Annotated in this window: 11 protein-coding genes, 4 tRNA genes and 1 other RNA gene; 3 read left to right on the top strand and 13 right to left on the bottom strand. The window is 41.4% G+C overall.

Annotation, left to right across the window (positions count from 1 at the left end):
• The first annotated feature begins 27 nt into the window (after positions 1-27).
• Positions 28-897: an AraC family transcriptional regulator gene (locus tag PAARA_RS17915; protein ID WP_062570355.1), complete on the top strand. Its 870-nt coding sequence runs from the start codon at positions 28-30 to the stop codon at positions 895-897.
• Here the strand turns inward: PAARA_RS17915 and PAARA_RS17910 are convergent, their stop codons facing one another.
• Genes PAARA_RS17910 through PAARA_RS17895 form a run of 4 tightly spaced genes read right to left on the bottom strand, consistent with a single transcriptional unit; the run spans position 898 to position 5,160 of the window.
• Positions 898-2,064: an FAD-dependent monooxygenase gene (locus PAARA_RS17910; protein WP_062570354.1), complete on the bottom strand. Its 1,167-nt coding sequence runs from the start codon at positions 2,062-2,064 to the stop codon at positions 898-900.
• Complete coding sequence (ubiH, locus tag PAARA_RS17905) at positions 2,061-3,242, bottom strand: 2-octaprenyl-6-methoxyphenyl hydroxylase (RefSeq protein WP_062570353.1); 1,182 nt, start codon at positions 3,240-3,242, stop codon at positions 2,061-2,063. Before ubiH ends, PAARA_RS17910 begins: the two co-directional genes overlap by 4 nt.
• Positions 3,243-3,250: 8 nt before the next feature.
• Positions 3,251-4,576, bottom strand: a complete 1,326-nt coding sequence (gene pepP / locus PAARA_RS17900; RefSeq protein WP_062570352.1) for a Xaa-Pro aminopeptidase — start codon at positions 4,574-4,576, stop codon at positions 3,251-3,253.
• 20 nt (positions 4,577-4,596) lie between these two features.
• Positions 4,597-5,160, bottom strand: coding sequence for a UPF0149 family protein (locus tag PAARA_RS17895; RefSeq protein ID WP_062570351.1), 564 nt, complete (start codon positions 5,158-5,160; stop codon positions 4,597-4,599).
• A 194-nt stretch (positions 5,161-5,354) separates the two neighbouring features.
• Between PAARA_RS17895 and ssrS the strand changes: the two genes are divergently transcribed.
• Positions 5,355-5,538, top strand: a non-coding RNA gene (ssrS, locus tag PAARA_RS17890) — 6S RNA.
• 297 nt (positions 5,539-5,835) lie between these two features.
• Here the strand turns inward: ssrS and PAARA_RS17885 are convergent.
• The 3 genes from PAARA_RS17885 to PAARA_RS17875 are packed head-to-tail and all read right to left on the bottom strand — an operon-like array spanning position 5,836 to position 11,563.
• Positions 5,836-8,916, bottom strand: a complete 3,081-nt coding sequence (locus PAARA_RS17885) for an efflux RND transporter permease subunit (protein WP_062570350.1) — start codon at positions 8,914-8,916, stop codon at positions 5,836-5,838.
• Entirely contained in the window at positions 8,916-10,154 is a 1,239-nt protein-coding gene (locus tag PAARA_RS17880; protein WP_062570349.1) for an efflux RND transporter periplasmic adaptor subunit, read from the bottom strand. The genes PAARA_RS17885 and PAARA_RS17880 overlap by 1 nt, the downstream gene beginning before the upstream one ends.
• Positions 10,155-10,156: 2 nt before the next feature.
• Positions 10,157-11,563, bottom strand: coding sequence for an efflux transporter outer membrane subunit (locus PAARA_RS17875; protein WP_062570348.1), 1,407 nt, complete (start codon positions 11,561-11,563; stop codon positions 10,157-10,159).
• Between the two features lie 286 nt (positions 11,564-11,849).
• Here PAARA_RS17875 and PAARA_RS17870 point away from each other — a divergent pair, with 286 nt between their 5' ends.
• Positions 11,850-12,464 carry a Fic/DOC family protein gene (locus tag PAARA_RS17870; RefSeq protein WP_062570347.1) on the top strand — a complete coding sequence of 205 codons (615 nt, stop codon included), beginning with the start codon at positions 11,850-11,852 and terminating at the stop codon, positions 12,462-12,464.
• A 443-nt stretch (positions 12,465-12,907) separates the two neighbouring features.
• Here the strand turns inward: PAARA_RS17870 and PAARA_RS17865 are convergent, their stop codons facing one another.
• From PAARA_RS17865 to PAARA_RS17840, 6 genes are all read right to left on the bottom strand, one after another.
• Positions 12,908-13,387 carry a dual specificity protein phosphatase family protein gene (locus PAARA_RS17865; RefSeq protein ID WP_062570346.1) on the bottom strand — a complete coding sequence of 160 codons (480 nt, stop codon included), beginning with the start codon at positions 13,385-13,387 and terminating at the stop codon, positions 12,908-12,910.
• A gap of 57 nt (positions 13,388-13,444) precedes the next feature.
• Positions 13,445-15,262 (bottom strand): DUF4209 domain-containing protein, encoded by a 1,818-nt coding sequence (locus PAARA_RS17860; protein WP_062570345.1) that lies wholly within the window; start codon positions 15,260-15,262, stop codon positions 13,445-13,447.
• 514 nt (positions 15,263-15,776) lie between these two features.
• Positions 15,777-15,852, bottom strand: a tRNA-Phe gene (locus PAARA_RS17855).
• A gap of 188 nt (positions 15,853-16,040) precedes the next feature.
• Positions 16,041-16,116 (bottom strand) — tRNA-Thr (locus PAARA_RS17850).
• Between the two features lie 57 nt (positions 16,117-16,173).
• Positions 16,174-16,249, bottom strand: a tRNA-Phe gene (locus tag PAARA_RS17845).
• A 200-nt stretch (positions 16,250-16,449) separates the two neighbouring features.
• Positions 16,450-16,525, bottom strand: a tRNA-Thr gene (locus PAARA_RS17840).
• Between the last annotated feature and the right edge of the window lie 2 nt (positions 16,526-16,527).

Below are 16,527 nucleotides of genomic sequence, written 5' to 3'. Positions count from 1 at the left end.
AATTAAAAATAATAATAGGCTGATTCAATGCGTGCAATGTGCGAAAAAGTGATCCCCAATACAAACTCATCGTGGCGATACTGTAAATATCAGCTTGATTACATTCCATTTAATTGGCATTACCATCCGGAATTTGAAGTCTGTTTAACACTGAATAGCCAAGGTGTATGTCATATTGGTGATTATATTGCGCCTTATGACGAGTTAGATTTAGTTTTACTCGGCCCTGATTTACCCCACACATGGCAATCAACACCCAATCAGGATCAGAGCAACCAAATTGTTCATGTTGCACAAATCCCCAAGCAATGGTTATTTCAACTGATTGATAGCCACCCTGAGCTACACTCCCTAGAAGGATTACTCCTAGACTCTTATCAAGGATTAAAATTTTCAAAAGCATGTGCTCGACACGCTAAATCATACTTTGAAGAAATTGAACTCAGTGAGCCGTTTGAGCAATATTTAGGACTATTAAAATTACTAAGACTTATGAGCCAAGATAACAGTGCCTTGTCGTTATCAAGCTCTGGGTTTCGATATACCGACAGAACAGATCCTAGCAAAGATAAGTTTGATAAAGTAATTGAGTATATCTACCAATACTACACAGAGCCATTATACGCAGATCAACTCGCTAAAATGGCACATATGAGTACAAATCATTTTCATCGTTTTTTTAAAAAACGAATGGAGCGAACGCTCACTGAGTTTATTAATCAGCTTAGAATTGGTAAGGCATGCAAGTTACTTATTAATACTAATCGTTCTATCACAGCAATTAGCGATCAGTGCGGATTTAAAAACGCATCAAACTTTAATCGACGGTTTTTAACATTAAAAGGCTCGACACCGAGCCAATTTAGAAAACGTTTGAAACAAAAATCGCTAATATAGTTATTTGCCAATGGCCTCTTTGGCAAATAAGTGCTTAATTGGCCCAAGGTTGTCTACAAGGCTTAAACCAACGCCACGGACGAGTTTTTTCAGTGGGTTAGCCCCTGCAAATAGCTCTTTTAAGCCTTGCATCATAGCAATGTGCTTTTGTGCATCAAGCTTACGAGTACGTTCATAATCACGCAGCGTGCGTGCACTTGCAAACTCGCCTTGCTCATTACTTAAAAGGGTAATTAAATAAGCGGCGTCTTTTAGGCCAAGGTTCATACCTAAACCAGCTAATGGGTGAATGGTATGTGCTGCATCGCCCATTAATACCACGTTGCCCGACACCCACTGCTGGGCATAACGCATCTTAAGCGGAAACGCTATGCGCTCACTTTGCACTTCACATAAACCGCATTGGCCATCGAGGGCTGCCATAACCGCTTTATTAAAGTTGCTATCATCAAGCGCTAAAAGTGTGTCGCAATGCTCTGGGCTTGTTGACCAGACAATTGAGTGAGTGTGTTTATCTGGCAAGGGTAAGAACGCCAGCGGCCCTGTTGGCAAAAACACTTGGCGTGCCGTGTTGTTATGCTCATCAGCAGTTTTCACCGTGGCGACAATGGCGTGATGGTCATAATCTTTAAAGGTAATTGGCATGTTGAACTGCTTGCGAATAGCCGAGTTAGCACCATCAGCCGCCACTAATAATTTAGCAATCACAGGCTCGCCACTTTCAAGGGTAATAAACACATCAGAGTCAGTTTGATGAATTTGCTGATAACGGGTTTCGAACAGTAAAGTGGCATTACTTTGCTTTTCAAGTTCGCTAATTAAAGCATAGCGAATAATGTCGTTTTCAACGATATGACCTAGCTGTGGTAAGTCGAGATCGTTATGATCAAAATGAATTTTACCAAAGCTGTCTTGATCACGTACATCCATCGACGTATACGGTGTAGCACGGTGTTTAATGATCTCTGGCCAAACATTTAAAGACTCGAGTAAGCCCTGACTAGCTAGGCTTAACGCGCTCACGCGAAGTGCGTAATCATCACCCGGTAAGGTTTGATTTTTACTCGCGTCAATCACCACAACGCTGATATCTGCTTTTGCTAAACCTAGTGCTAGCGTAAGGCCAACACAGCCACCACCGACAATACAAACTTGTGCTTGTTTCATATCCGTTTACCTTGCTTAACCTGACCCATAAGCTGTTTTGCCAGCGGGGTTTTTAACGAGGAGAATAAATCCATTGAGAAAAGGCCAATGCTGCGACCAAGCGCGAGCAATCGTGATGAGTTTGAGAACAAACGCACTAGGCTGTCTGTGAGTGTCATCACGGTAGTAATATCTTTACTGCGAGTTTGACTGTAATAACGGGTAAAGGCGTAATCACCAAGGTCGCTTCTATTAGCCATATCACACAATAATTGCACATCACGCAGGCCTAAATTAAAGCCCTGCCCGGCAATTGGGTGAATAGCGTGGCCTGCATTACCAATTAATACTGTGCGGTGGCTGCTCAGTGATTCTGCTTTACCGTACACAAGCGGGTAGCTTGCACGCATACCCACTTTGCTAAATGAACCGCCGCAGTAACCAAATGCTTTTTGTAACGCAGCTAAAAAGGCATCGTCTTCAAGCGCCATAGTGTGCTCAATTTGCTCAGGCTCCATGCACCACACCAACGAGTATCGGTTATTACTCATTGGCAACAGGGCCATTGGGCCGTGCTCAGTAAAACGCTCAAAGGCATGATGATGATGACCACCAGCCACCTCGATGTTGGCAATAATCGCCGCTTGCTGATACGCGCGAGTATTAAACTCAATATTAGCCAGCTTACGGCTTTGCGAATGAGCGCCATCGGCAATCACCACAAGCTTTGCGCTTAACTGCTCATCGGAGCTTAGCGTGATGTTGACACAGTCGCTTTGGTATTCAAGTTTGGCGACTGTATCAGGGCAAAATAAACTGACGTCAGTACCTATGAGTTGCTGATGAAGACTACGCCCAAATGGATTCACTTCAACCACATAGCCAAGGGCATCATGGCCGTATTCTTGGCAATCAATATGTGTTTTACCAAAATGACCACGATCAGATACGGTTACTTTTTCAATCGCTGCCGCAAATGGCGCTTGGCAATCAAAGGCATTGATTGATTTTAAGTACTGCACCGACTGCTGAGCCAGCGCAATGCTTCTATCATCAAAGCTTGGGTGATAGTCTGCGCTTACTTCATTTGCTTCAATTACAGCGATTGATAACTGCTTATTGCTCTGTTTTAGGCCCAGTGCACAACTTGCACCCGCCATTCCACCGCCGATAATGACAACATCAAACTGCTTTGCCACGCTTGCTCCTAGCCTTTATTTGCTTGCATCACTGCTTCAATGTCACGAATGGTTTTAGGAACCGAAATGGTCAGATTTTCATGGCCATCTTGAGTGACAAGTAAGTTATCTTCAATACGAATACCAATGCCTTTATATTGCTCCGGTGCTTTTGCATCTTCGCTAATATATAAACCCGGCTCGATAGTGAGCACCATGCCTGGCTCAAATACACGCTCTTTTTCATCAAGCTTATATTCGCCAACATCGTGAACATCTAACCCTAACCAGTGGCCAAGGCCATGCATGTAAAACGCTTTGCACGCTTGGTTTGCCATTAGCTCATCAAGCTCGCCCGTTAGAATGCCTAAATCAATGAGCCCTTGCGTCAGTACCGTCGAAGCCAATTCATTCGCTTTAGATAAGCTACCACCCGGTTTTACTTGGCTAAATGCCGCCTCTTGAGCTGCTAATACAATATTGTAAAGCGCCGCTTGTGGATCGCTAAATTTGCCATTGATTGGGAAAGTGCGTGTGATATCTGCCGCATAACCTTCAAGTTCACAGCCAGAATCGATTAACACTAAATCACCATCTTTTAGCTCAGCGTCATTTTGTGTGTAGTGCAAAATATTGGCGTTGTCGCCACTGCCGACAATCGTGCCATAAGCAGGATGACGAGCACCATTCATTGCGTAATGATGATGAAGCTCTGCTTCTAATTGGTATTCAGTTGCGCCAGGTTTGGCAAATTGCATAGCGCGAATATGACCTTGTGCACTAATTTCGCACGCTGCGCGCATAATGTTTAATTCTGCGTCAGATTTAAACAAACGCATTTCGTGCACTAAACCGCGAATATCTTTGATGGTATGCGGAGCTTTGTAACCTTTTTTAGGTGCGCCGCGAAGTGTGCTTAATATATCCCAAACCTTTGCATCAAAGTTTGCATAAGTGCCTTGTGCATAAAATAAAATCTGCTGGCCGTTCACCAAATCTAATAATTGTTCATCTAGTTCAGTAAGTGGACAAGTTGCGTCGAATAAGTACTCAGATTTAGCCTTTTCGAAGCCTATTCTGCGACCATGCCATATTTCAGCCAGCTTGTCTTTGTTACGGCAAATTAGGGTACTTGGCGTATTGCTCGAAGGACACAGTACTAAAACCGCATCCGGTTCGTTAAACCCTGTTAGGTAGAAAAAATCACTGTCTTGGCGAAATGCATACTCAGTATCACGACTACGTGTTACTTCTCCTGCCGCAGGAATAATAGCCACGCTGTTTTTATCCATCATCGCAAGCAAGCGCTCACGACGGGCTTTAAATTCAGCTTTATCGATTGCAATAGACGACATACTAAACCTCTGTGATTTGATTAGTGAAGGGTCTTCTTAGGGTTTTTGTCTGCGGGCTCTTTACCTAGCTCAGCAAAACATAACAGCGCAGAAACACGCACATACTCGATCACTTCGTGCAGAGCTTGGCTGTCTTCTTCAGTCTCTTCAAATAGGGTGTCTAGGCGGGTAATTTCACTAAAGTCGCTGATCACTTCTTTCACATCCGCTGATAACTTGCCGTAATCTTTTTGTTTTAAACCAAAACCAAGCATAAAACCCGATACCCAAGATACTAAGCCATTGGCTAAATCGATCAGTGTTTCGTCGTCGCTTGGTAAGAATAGGTCAAATTGAAATTCTTCATCGCTAAAGCTGGCAACAACCTGAGAATACACATCAGCAAAAAATGCTTTTAAATCTTTATTGAAGGCTAAGCCATCGTTGAATACATCGCTTAATAAACCTAAGTATTCGTCGGCTTCAATATTGATGCCACAGGCTAATAAACCACTGATCACACCATGGGCTTCGGCTGGTGCGACAAAAATTTCATTTTTTTCTAATAACAATTGGGCTTGTTGGTAATCAGGTAACGTGCTCATAACTTTTTCTTTGTTCGGCTAAGTAACGCCATGCTACCACTCGATAAATCGCAACTCCAATTAATTGTATGATTGAGGTCAAAAAGCAATCTGAAAAGTAAATAAGCAGTTAAAGGTGGGGAAAAACTACCCGAACGATCCGCTTTTTTTACTTCTATGGTTTAAGGATCGAAACTTGTCTTATATACTAAAGGTGTTCCCTAGGGTGCAGGAGCTTGGTTAAGTCCCTGAGCCGATAAATTTTATGTTAGGGTTTCTGTTCGTCTACTATTGTGCAAGCTCGGCATGTACCGAGAAGCCTACGGTAAACCGCAGATTCCCGCCCTGAAACCTCAAGGTTTCAGGACTGACACCGGGCACCGCATACTTGGGGAACACCTTTTCTTTTTTATCTATCAGATATCGAAATCTTCTCTGTAGTTTTTCGCTTTTACAATAACTGACTTATTCGCGCGAAATAAATTTCACGCCTACGGGTGAGCATTTCACTTTAACGATGTGTAGACACAATCTAATTTAACTTCTGGCGACTGATATCTAATAACTCTTATATTTTTCGGCGTTAAAACGTGGGATAAATCCGCCACCACATCGTTACCCGTAGCAGCAGATTTATCCCGCGTCCTAGCTCCTAGCACCTAGTCTCAACCAAGCGCCAATTTTTATCTTCACGCCTTATTTAAACCATCCCTGAAAGCGCTCCATTAATAGGTAATTAACTGGCACTAAAAGCAAGGTGATAAGGGTTGCGAAGATGATTCCAAAGCCAAGGCTTACTGCCATCGGAATAAGGAATTGTGCTTGCGTTGCTTTTTCAAATAACAGCGGCATTAAACCAATAAAGGTGGTTAAACTGGTTAGCATAACGGGGCGAAAACGTGCTGCACCTGCCATTTTCACAGTTTCGAGTAAATCACCGCCTTCTTCACGCTTTTTATTAATGAAATCAACCAGCACCAGTGAGTCATTCACTACCACGCCTATCAGGGCTAACATGCCAAGTAAGCTCATAATGGTTAACTCCATACCCATTATCCAGTGACCCATTACCGCACCTATCATGCCAAATGGTATAACACTCATCACTATTAATGGCTGCATATAGGATTTAAACGGTATCGCTAATAGCGCATAAATAATAAAGAATACAAACACGAGGCCCCAGGCCAGTGAACCAAATGATTCACGCTGCTCTTTGGCTTCACCTTCGAGTGTGTAATCAACACCTGGGTATTGCACCATGAGCTCATCTAAGTAGGCTTTTAAGTCTGCTTGCAGTACCGTCATGTTAGTATTTGATTTTTCAACATCGGCCGTTACATTCAGTGTGCGATAGCGATCAATACGATAAATAGACGATGGGCTTTGCCCCGGCACTAAAGTCGCCACGTGCGAAAGCGGCACAGTACCACCAGCAGGTGTTTTAATAAGAATGTCTTTTAAATCTGCAACCGAGCGGCGCTCTTCAATCGGTAAACGCACCATTACCCGCACATCGTCGCGCCCACGTTGAATGCGCTGCACCTGCGCACCAAAGAACGAGTTACGCACTTGCTGCGATACATCAACACGGTTTAAACCAAGCGCTAAACCTTGTTCTGTCAGCTCAATTTGCAGCTCTTCTTTACCATCTGACATGCTATCAGCAATTTCGTATACAGTTGGATAGGTCGATAACCGTTCTTTCACTTTTTCAGCTACTGCTTCAAGCATTTCAATTGAGCTGCCGCTTAGCTGTACATCAATCGGGCTCGATGTTCGGCCAAACTCAGCACGGAAAGTGACACTTTCAGCGCCAGGAATAATACCGATAAGCTCACGCCATTCGCTGGCAAGCTCTCGGGAGCCAATATCTGATTCACGCTTTTCAGCTGGCATGATCTCAAATCTAACACTCCCCGTATTTGACGAACCACCTCGACCACCTGTGGTTGCCAAAATATTTAGAATCACACTTTGGCCGTCTTCATCACGGTATTTATCTTGTAATTCTTTTGCCTTGTCTGACATTTTAATGACGTATTTATTGGTCACTTCAAACGGTGTTCCGGCAGGAAAAGTAACGGATGCACGCACAGTTTCACTTGGAATACGCGGGAAAAACGTAAATTTAGTCCAACCACTTGTTATCAAAGTAACAATAATTACAAAAATACCGACAAATAAACTAACCGTAGCCATTTTATTCTTCAAGGCTAGATTCAGTAGTGGTTGGTAATACTTCATTATTGCGTGTTCAAAGCCATCAGCAAAGCGCTGTTGAAGACGCTCTAATTTCGATGGTTCGCCCTTTTCATGACGTAACTTTAAGTATTTTAAGTGAGCTGGTAATACAAACTTAGACTCAATCAAAGAAAACAGTAAAACCGGAATAACCACGACAGGAATTTGTGCAAAAATAGCGCCCCGGGCACCTTCAATAAAAGCAAGAGGTAAAAATGCCGCAACTGTCGTGAGTACACCAAATGTTACTGGGGTTGCCACTTCTTGCGTTCCACGAATAGCGGCTTGCTCACCACTTTCTGCCGTTTTTAAGTGTGTATAAACGTTTTCACCAGTAACAATGGCATCATCTACAACAATACCGAGCACTAAAATAAAACCAAATAAGCTGATTACATTGAGTGTTATACCAAAGATAGGCATTATCAAAAATGCGCCCATAAACGATACAGGTATGCCAATAAATACCCAAAATGCAATGGCAGGACGCAAAAATAAGGTAAGTAGCGCAAGGACTAAAATTCCGCCCTGAATTGCGTTACTAGTAAGCGTTGCTATGCGGCTTTTTACAACTTCTGAGTCATCATCCCAATAACTTAACTCAAACCCTTCCGGTAGTTGGCTTTGATGCTCAGTAATATAATTTTTTACCGCATCTGCAACTTCAATCGCACTTTGCGGGCCAATACGATACACATCAATAAAAGCAGCCTGTTTACCATTGAAACGAGTACGCACTGGCGTTTCTTCAAAATCATCACTAATACGGGCAATATCACCTAAACGGATAATAGTGCCATCGGCTTGGTTCTTAACCACTATATTAGCAAACTCATCCTTACGATATGCTTGCCCTTTAGAGCGAATAAGTACATCCCCCCCCTCTGTTTTTAAATTACCAGCAGAAACGTCTGTGCTTGAGTTTTTAATAGCTGAAGAAATATCCGCTAAACTCAAATCATATTGTCGCAAAGTATCTTGACTCACCTCTATGGCGATTTCGTAATTACGAACTCCGCTTAACTCAACTTGAGTTACACTTGGCAAACGCAAAAGCTCATCACGTACAGTTTCTGCGTATTCAAGTGTTTCTTTTTCACCATAAATACTTGAAACAGATACTGCGATAACTTCGCGCTTCCATTCGGCAAGCGAAACTATCGGCTTTTCCGCATCAACCGGAAAGGTGTTAATCGCATCTACTCGACTTTTAATATCAGCCAATAGCTCCCTTGGATCATACCCTGTCTCGACCTCAATACTTACTGATGAAGAGCCTTCTGATGAACGACTCGTGATCCGCTTTACCCCTTCAAGATCTTGAACAGCTTCCTCAATGCGAATAGAGACCCCTTTTTCTACATCCTCAGGCGTCGAGCCACGAAGTGATACACTGACACTAATGCGATCAGACTCAAACGATGGAAATACCTCAAGCGGGATTTGTGTCGAAACGCTAAATAGCCCCGCTAATAAAATGCTGATCAGCAATAAGTTTGCTGCAACATGATTCTTTGTAAACCAAGCAATCATTATTGCGCTCCCTGCTCTTTAGGTTGCTCTTGATTATTGAGACGCTTAGCTTTCCCCCTCGTAGCTTGATACTCTTCGCTTCCCATTACCGTCACTTGCGTACCTGAGCTCACTTGACCAAGTGGTGTAATCACTAAGTTATCGCCTGCAGACAAACCTTCAGCAACAACAGCTTGATTAGCATTTTGCCAAGCAAGTGAAATATTTTTACGACGTAACACACCTTGCTCTTCAACATAAACATAAGTGCCTTGGTAAATCGCGCTATTTGGGATCACAATGGCATTATCAATCGTCTTACCGGTAATCTGCGCTTTGATATATTGACCAATTTTGATTGGGTATTGATTTATAGATGTTGCTTTATAAGGGTCATTAATTTGTGCAACCACATAAAGCTGCTGCGCATTTTCGTCAATAGCCCCTTCGGTACGAATAACTTGACCTTGCCAATGCTGCTTGCCAACGAGATCTGAGCTAAATTTAACTAATGAGCCCGCGCTATTTTTAGCACCATCACGAAATTGCTCTGGTAAGTTAATGAACGGTAAGTCTTTATTTTTGATTGGTAAGCGTATTTCAACACGGTCAATTGCATAAATGCTGGCAAGTTCCATGTTATTAGTCACCACTTGACCTAAGTCTACGCTACGACTTAAAACACGACCCGCGTATGGTGCCGTGACTTTTGTACGCTCTAAATCGAGCTTGGCTTTTTCAAGGGCGGCTTGAGCCGACAATACACTTGCTTCAGCTGCAGCTAATTGTGGTTTACGCAGCACTAAGCTACTAGCTTCATCGCCCTTACCTAAGCGCTGCCAATCGGTTTCAGCTTGGCGACCGCGGGCTTGTTCTTCAAGTAAGCCTTGTTCAGCGGTTAATAAAGCCGCCTGGGCTGATTTCACTTCGGCGCGGTGATCTCTATCGTCTAGCTGCAACAACACATCGCCTTTTTCAAAAAAGCCACCTTCACGGAATTGCTCACTAATTTCGATAATTTGCCCTGAGGCCTGAGCAACTAGCAAACTTTGCGTACGCGGCTTAACCGTTCCAAAACTATCTATCATCACTTGATAGGATTCTGGCGTCAGCGTTTTAACAGCAACATTTACTTTCGCTTTCGGTGGTGAAGAAAAGCGGTTTGCTTGTGGTGGGTTGCCTTTAATAAACATGACGAGCAGTACCGTCACAGCTATCACTACAAGTGGGATTAATATTTTACGTGTCTTGCTATTCATGATTATTGCTCTTCTACTTCGCTATTTGCTGCACTAAAGTCACCACCAAGGGCAATGTGTAAGTTAATTCGATTTTTAATAAGCTGGTTTTTTAGTTCAATGACCGAACTTTGCGCATTGAACGAACGGTCTTGCGCATCAAGTACCGTGGTATAGGTAACCAAACCACTTTGATATTGTTCAAAAGACAAACGCTCTGCAGCTATAGCGTTTTCTTGCGCTTCTAAGGTTTTTTCGTAGCGTACTTTAAGCGCTTGTTCTTGGCTGATCGCTGTTTCAACATCGTTAAAGGCATCATAAAGTGTGGCAAGATACGCCTGCTCTTGGCGCTTAACATTGAGCCTTGCTTGTTCTTCATTGGCTTTTAAGCGGCCTCCTTCAAAAAGCGGCATCGAAATACTACCAATCAACGACCACGCTAAGCTTGAAGGTGAAAATAAGTCGCTCATTCTATCCGTGCTATCACTGATCGATGCTGAAAGATTTAAGCTTGGAAAACGCTGTTTATGCGCATAAGCAAGCCCAGCATCGGTGCTAAGTAATTGATACCAACTTGCCATTAACTCGGGTTTGCGGGTGATGAGCTCTGAAGGCAAGCCCAGTGGTATAGTATTCTCAAGTAATGGCAAGTCTGCGCTAACGCTTAACGCGCCAGTTGGGTATTGGCCTGTTAAACGCTCTAAATCACGAATAGATTTAGTTAACGTTGCTTGCTGCGCGGCAATGTTCGAGCGCTCTGTATTTAGCTCATTACGCGCAAGGTAGACATCAAGCGCTTCATTTAAACCTTGGCGATAACCAGATTCAATGATCGATAAATTCTGTTCGGCATTTTGTTCGCGCTGTTTATAAAGTTCGAGCAGTTTTTGATTTGTGATTACATCAAACCAACCAGATACTACATCAGCTACTAATTGTTGTTTGCTTTGCGAAAATGTGGCTTTTTCAGCTAGGTATTCAAGGTTTGCTTGTCGTTCTGAGGACGATAATTTACCCCATAAATCAACTTCGTAGCTTAATTCTAATGATGCTGAGCTGGCGTTGTTATAATTAACAGGGCGATTATCTTTACTACGGCTAGCACGTGTTGATAAATCAAGACTGGGCCATAAATCTGCCCCTGCAGCAATAAGCTGCTGCTCTTTAATCGCTACATCGTAACCCGCTTGTAAAATTGCTTGGTTATAAGCTAATGCTTGCTCAACTAAAGTAAAAACTTGAGGATCGTGTAATTGCTGTAGCCAATTATCTTCAACAGCAAGCACCTTGTCACCCGAAGGAAGTTGCTGCCATGCACTTGGCACAGTCTCAAGCTCAACGACTCGCTCATGGTGAGTCGGCTGGCTCGCACATGCACTTAGCAAAATTACACTTAAAGCCAATAAACTCGGCTTATATTGCCAATTCATTCTAAAAACCTGAAAAACATCAATTTATGAATGTTATTCAAGCACCACGTTAAGCTTTGCTCAACTGACTTTACATAAAATTACACTGTCTGACATTTGACGACGATGAGCTGCTGGAAAGTGGCGATAAGTTGCAAGTTTACAAAATTGTAGCAGCGATTTTATATCGCGCTATTAAAGTGAGTAAATAACAACGCATAACGAAAATATAACGTATTACAACTCCCTCTTGAACAGTTAATTATATACTTTTACACTATACAAAACTCTTTCTTTAGCATTTTTTATGTCCAAGTATGACGTTGATACAGCCGAAACTCAATATCAACCAGGCTCTAATAGTCGGGTCCTTTTAAATAAGCTAAACATTACTGATGTTAATGATATCAATGAGGTAGAGGCAATACTTTTGGTTAAACTATATGAAAAGACATTTTCATATAGTAACCCAACTATTAAGTTAAGCTTTCAAACAATTATAGACTGGCATCGCCAATGGCTCGGCAACATATATCCTTGGGCTGGAAACATAAGAAATGTCAGAATGTCGAAAGATCATTTTGAGTTTACCGCACCGCTTCATATTGAACGCCAAATATGTATATTTGAAGCTGATTACCTATCAAAACAAGAAAAACTAGAGAACTTCACTAAGGAGGAGCTAGTCTCTTTTCTTGCTAGAAGTCATGTGGAGTTTATATTGATTCATCCTTTTCGTGAAGGCAATGGAAGAATTAGCAGACTTCTTATGGACTATATGAGTCAGGAGGCAGGATATGGGCTATTAGATTATTCTTTATGGGATGCGCATAAAGAATTTTATATTCGCTCTATACAAGCTGGCGTTAGCCGTGATTATCAGCATATGGAGCGACTTATAAGTGATATTTTAGACAGCTAATGACAAAGATTCGTACTTAAGTCTATTTGCTTTTAACTTACGTTCTATGGACTTTACAGGCTTACCTGTCTCAATTGCTGTTGAGCTTGCAACAGAACGTAGAATCATAGCATTAGTTACTTTTTTCTTTTCAACTCTCATCGTATAGACCCTGATACTTCCGTTACGCTTGCTTTTAAATTCTACACCAACACTATTATATTATCAATGGTTGAGTAGCGGCCATCATAATAACAGTCCGTCCACGTCTAATTTGACAGCTATAATCAGCGTACAACCCTATCTTTGTGACTTAAAGCCTATTTTTGGACCACTCAAAGACATTAATAGCGAAATAATAAACATAGAATTCAATTGCTCAACTTGCTTGTGACTAACAAACTTGGCAGCTTAAACTTTAGAAGCAAATAACTCATTAATAGATACTGCAATTGTGTCTATATTTATAACCACCGTCGTTGGATGTAACCCAAATTACCAAACTTTGGAGAGTAAGCTGGGTAATATTGTTTCTTAAACTCTTCAACAGCATTGTCTTTACTGATCAAATTATTTTCAAGCATATACATGAGAGCTATCGAAGGACTTCGAGATTCTCCTAAGCTACAGTATACAAATACAGAGTCCCCTTGATCCAAGTTGCTTTTTATGAAATTTAAGGCTGGATCTATCATCGCATCGTTAACATATTTTGAATCTTCACCATCAATCATATTTAAATAAATTGCGTCTCCTGTTTCTTTAAATAAGTAGTTTGGATGATTTGGATCACAACCTCTACCAGTCCATCCCACTACCGACTGATGAGTAACAAAACCTCCAGCACGATTTAATGCACACACAATTCTCATTCCTTGTGACTTTGCAACAGAGTATTCTTCTTTAGTCCCAACATATAAGTCTAAATTACCGATTTTTAACATGTCTTCCTCCCTTTTTAACTTGCTATATACTCGATGCAGATTCTAATACGTGCTTGCCTAGTTTTTATTTTCAGAATGCGAACTCAGGAGTAATGATGTAAGAACAAACTTCAAAGTGCGCCACCACCAATAAACACAAGAAGCACTACTTGAATAATCATCATCAAAAAGACCATGAGCAATATTGTTTCTTATGTTAGGGCCTCGTGAATCTGTAAGAAATGCTTTCATTTCAAATAATAAGTTATCATCAAAAATATCTTCTGACTCAGGCTTACTCAACAAAGTGGACAACCCGCACTCAGTGGTAATTCCATCCTTGTTATCCATAGTAGTTGTTGAGACGCCACTTTCGTTGAGTATATCTCTTACTAAGTGCTCCCATTGAGGAGCCAATAGATGAATTGCTGTTGTAAAATCTCGTTGGAAACCGAAATATAACCCCTTGGCAAATAGTTTCGAACGCTGTGAAGGAATCACGGGACTCACCGAGCACAAACTTTCAAACATTGAAAGGCTTATATTATATTGAAGGTTCAACTCATCGAGAGCAGGTAAAAAACAATCACACACTAGGATGTCAGCCTCTAGCACAGCGGCCTCTACTGCTTTAGACCAAAGCCTATCATCGTCTCTATATAACTCGGCATCATCAGACAACCTATCAACCGCAATCTTTCTACCATCATGTGAAAGACGAATTGTATTAAATAGCTGATTTGTGAAGCTTCTTGGTGCGTCCTCCTTTTCGAGTTCCATTAGGCGTAATTTATCAAAACCATGAAATAAACCTGCAAAATAAAGGATCGCTGTTTCAGCACTGTCTTTCCCTGAGACATGCTCTATAGCTGACGCTGTCCACTGGTCACGCTCCGGAAATGGAACATTAACCTTTGTTGTTACCATTTCAGCCAAAGTTTGCTTGCCTGCCCCACGATGCAAAACTTTAAGTTCGGATAGCTTTGCATGAATATCGAACTCACTTTTGACACTATTAGGTACTTTCCTATATGCTTGTATTGCGTTCTCATAAAGTGAGGCTTTCGCAAGCGCTTGTTCTCTAATCGACGCTTCATCTTCCCAGGTCTTAGCTATTGCAATTAAAGCTTTGACCCAATCATCATTGCGTTTAAGCTGGTAGTACTTTTTTGATAAAAACTCAAGGTAAAACCTTGCTTCGTAAAACTCATCATGGCGTAGAAAACCTTTGATTAATAAGCAAAATTCTTCCTCTATACGTTCAAACTCAGTTTGCCCTATTAAGTTATAGTCATCCAATAACTCTGCAAGCCATACCTTCATAAACTTACTATTTGGATAGCTATCAAATATCGCATTGAATAACTTTCCTTTGATATATGTGACCTTTTCATATGCACCTTTACCTAGCTGACATGCTAGCCGCAATGCCCTTCGGTAATAATGAGATACACCTAGTGTGATCCAACTATCTCCATCTATTGCATAGCTTGAATAGAGGTCTATTGCCTTTAAAGCATTACTGAACGATTTAGATTTAGGTTTAGAATAAAGCCAACACAAATCATTAATACGAGCAACGAAAGCAGTACTATTGATATGAGCTTGAAGCTCACTTAAAACGTCAAGCTCATTTTGGGTATATTCCCAGCCGTCACTTCCCCCAAAGCTAGGCTTGTATGGATTTAACGGTTCCGAAGGATCTAACTTTAGATCACAGACTTTTTTAAGTAACTCATATATTTTAACTAACTGTTCATCTTCTTTCTGTTTGGCATCATTCAGTAATGGTGATACTAAATGACCACATGAGTACATTACACTTTCATCAACAATAAACTTTGTATCTAATCTTTCGTATACCTCATTGTTGATAGTTGATTCTTCTTGTTTCACTAAACCTCCTTATTAGATTCTGACTATTTATACTCATATAAACGCAAGTAATCCATTAAGTGTACTTATAGAGAGTAAAACTTCACATTTTTCTTTTGGTTATAGCTGTTTATTTAAACCTAAAATATTTTTAAGGGGGCAACTGCCTCCCCTTTCGTAGAATGATTCTTGCTAGATTTTTTAACTAGTAGTGCTACTTAGAGTTTACTTTTTCAGTTCCTTCAAGCGCTGTTTAATAGTATTAGCATCATCTAAAAATCATGCCGTTCAGCGAGGAATAAATATACTTCCTACATAGGCTAGGCAGATTGGGATCCGATCTTTCTTTTTGACTTTACTATGATTTTTTGCGCGAAAAAAATTTCACGCCTACGTTTAAGCACTTTATTTTTGCTATCTGCAGTAAAGCTCTCAAAAAACTGGATTTCGCTACGCTCTTATAGCAAAAGGAATGACTTTGAATATGTAAAAGCTAGAAACAAAAAAGCCTCGCGATTGCGAGGCTTTGAATCAATGGTGCCCAGAGGCGGAATCGAACCACCGACACGAGGATTTTCAATCCTCTGCTCTACCGACTGAGCTATCTGGGCAATATTCGGTTTTTGTGCTGAACATCCAAAGAGGATTTTCAATGCAATTCCCGATGGCTCTACCGACTGAGCTATCTGGGCAATATTCGGTTTTTATGCTGAATATCCAAAGAGGATTTTCAATGCAATTCCCAATGGCTCTACCGACTGAGCTATCTGGGCATTCTAAACTTTCGTTTAAAAATAAATGGTGCCGACTATCCGAGTTGAACGGATGACCTACTGATTACAAGTCAGTTGCTCTACCAACTGAGCTAAGTCGGCACACTAAATTTGCGTGCGCTGTGTACTATAATCACTTTAAAAGAGATTATCAAACAATGGTGCCCAGAGGCGGAATCGAACCACCGACACGAGGATTTTCAATCCTCTGCTCTACCGACTGAGCTATCTGGGCAATATTCGGTTTTTGTGCTGAATATCCAAAGAGGATTTTCAATGCAACTCCAAATGGCTCTACTAACTGAGCTATCTGGGCAATATTCGGTTTTTGTGCTGAACATCCAAAGAGGATTTTCAATGCAACTCCCAATGGCTCTACCGACTGAGCTATCTGGGCTAAGTTCCTGACTGCAATTTGCTGCCTAGGATAATAAATGGTGCCGACTATCCGAGTTGAACGGATGACCTACTGATTACAAGTCAGTTGCTCTACCAACTGAGCTAAGTCGGCAC

This window comes from Pseudoalteromonas arabiensis, assembly GCF_001550155.1.
GTDB classification, from domain to species: domain Bacteria; phylum Pseudomonadota; class Gammaproteobacteria; order Enterobacterales; family Alteromonadaceae; genus Pseudoalteromonas; species Pseudoalteromonas arabiensis.
Note: the sequence above shows the minus strand (reverse complement) of the source record. Positions and strands in the feature narration are given on the sequence as shown.

Bases quoted from the DNA above. Each gene is read 5' to 3' on its own strand.
- PAARA_RS17885 (WP_062570350.1), bottom strand. From the start codon at position 8,916: ATGATTGCTTGGTTTACAAAGAATCATGTTGCAGCAAACTTATTGCTG.
- pepP (WP_062570352.1), bottom strand. From the start codon at position 4,576: ATGTCGTCTATTGCAATCGATAAAGCTGAATTTAAAGCCCGTCGTGAG.
- PAARA_RS17895 (WP_062570351.1), bottom strand. From the start codon at position 5,160: ATGAGCACGTTACCTGATTACCAACAAGCCCAATTGTTATTAGAAAAA.
- PAARA_RS17875 (WP_062570348.1), bottom strand. From the start codon at position 11,563: ATGAATTGGCAATATAAGCCGAGTTTATTGGCTTTAAGTGTAATTTTG.
- PAARA_RS17870 (WP_062570347.1), top strand. From the start codon at position 11,850: ATGTCCAAGTATGACGTTGATACAGCCGAAACTCAATATCAACCAGGC.
- PAARA_RS17865 (WP_062570346.1), bottom strand. From the start codon at position 13,387: ATGTTAAAAATCGGTAATTTAGACTTATATGTTGGGACTAAAGAAGAA.
- PAARA_RS17880 (WP_062570349.1), bottom strand. From the start codon at position 10,154: ATGAATAGCAAGACACGTAAAATATTAATCCCACTTGTAGTGATAGCT.
- PAARA_RS17915 (WP_062570355.1), top strand. From the start codon at position 28: ATGCGTGCAATGTGCGAAAAAGTGATCCCCAATACAAACTCATCGTGG.
- PAARA_RS17910 (WP_062570354.1), bottom strand. From the start codon at position 2,064: ATGAAACAAGCACAAGTTTGTATTGTCGGTGGTGGCTGTGTTGGCCTT.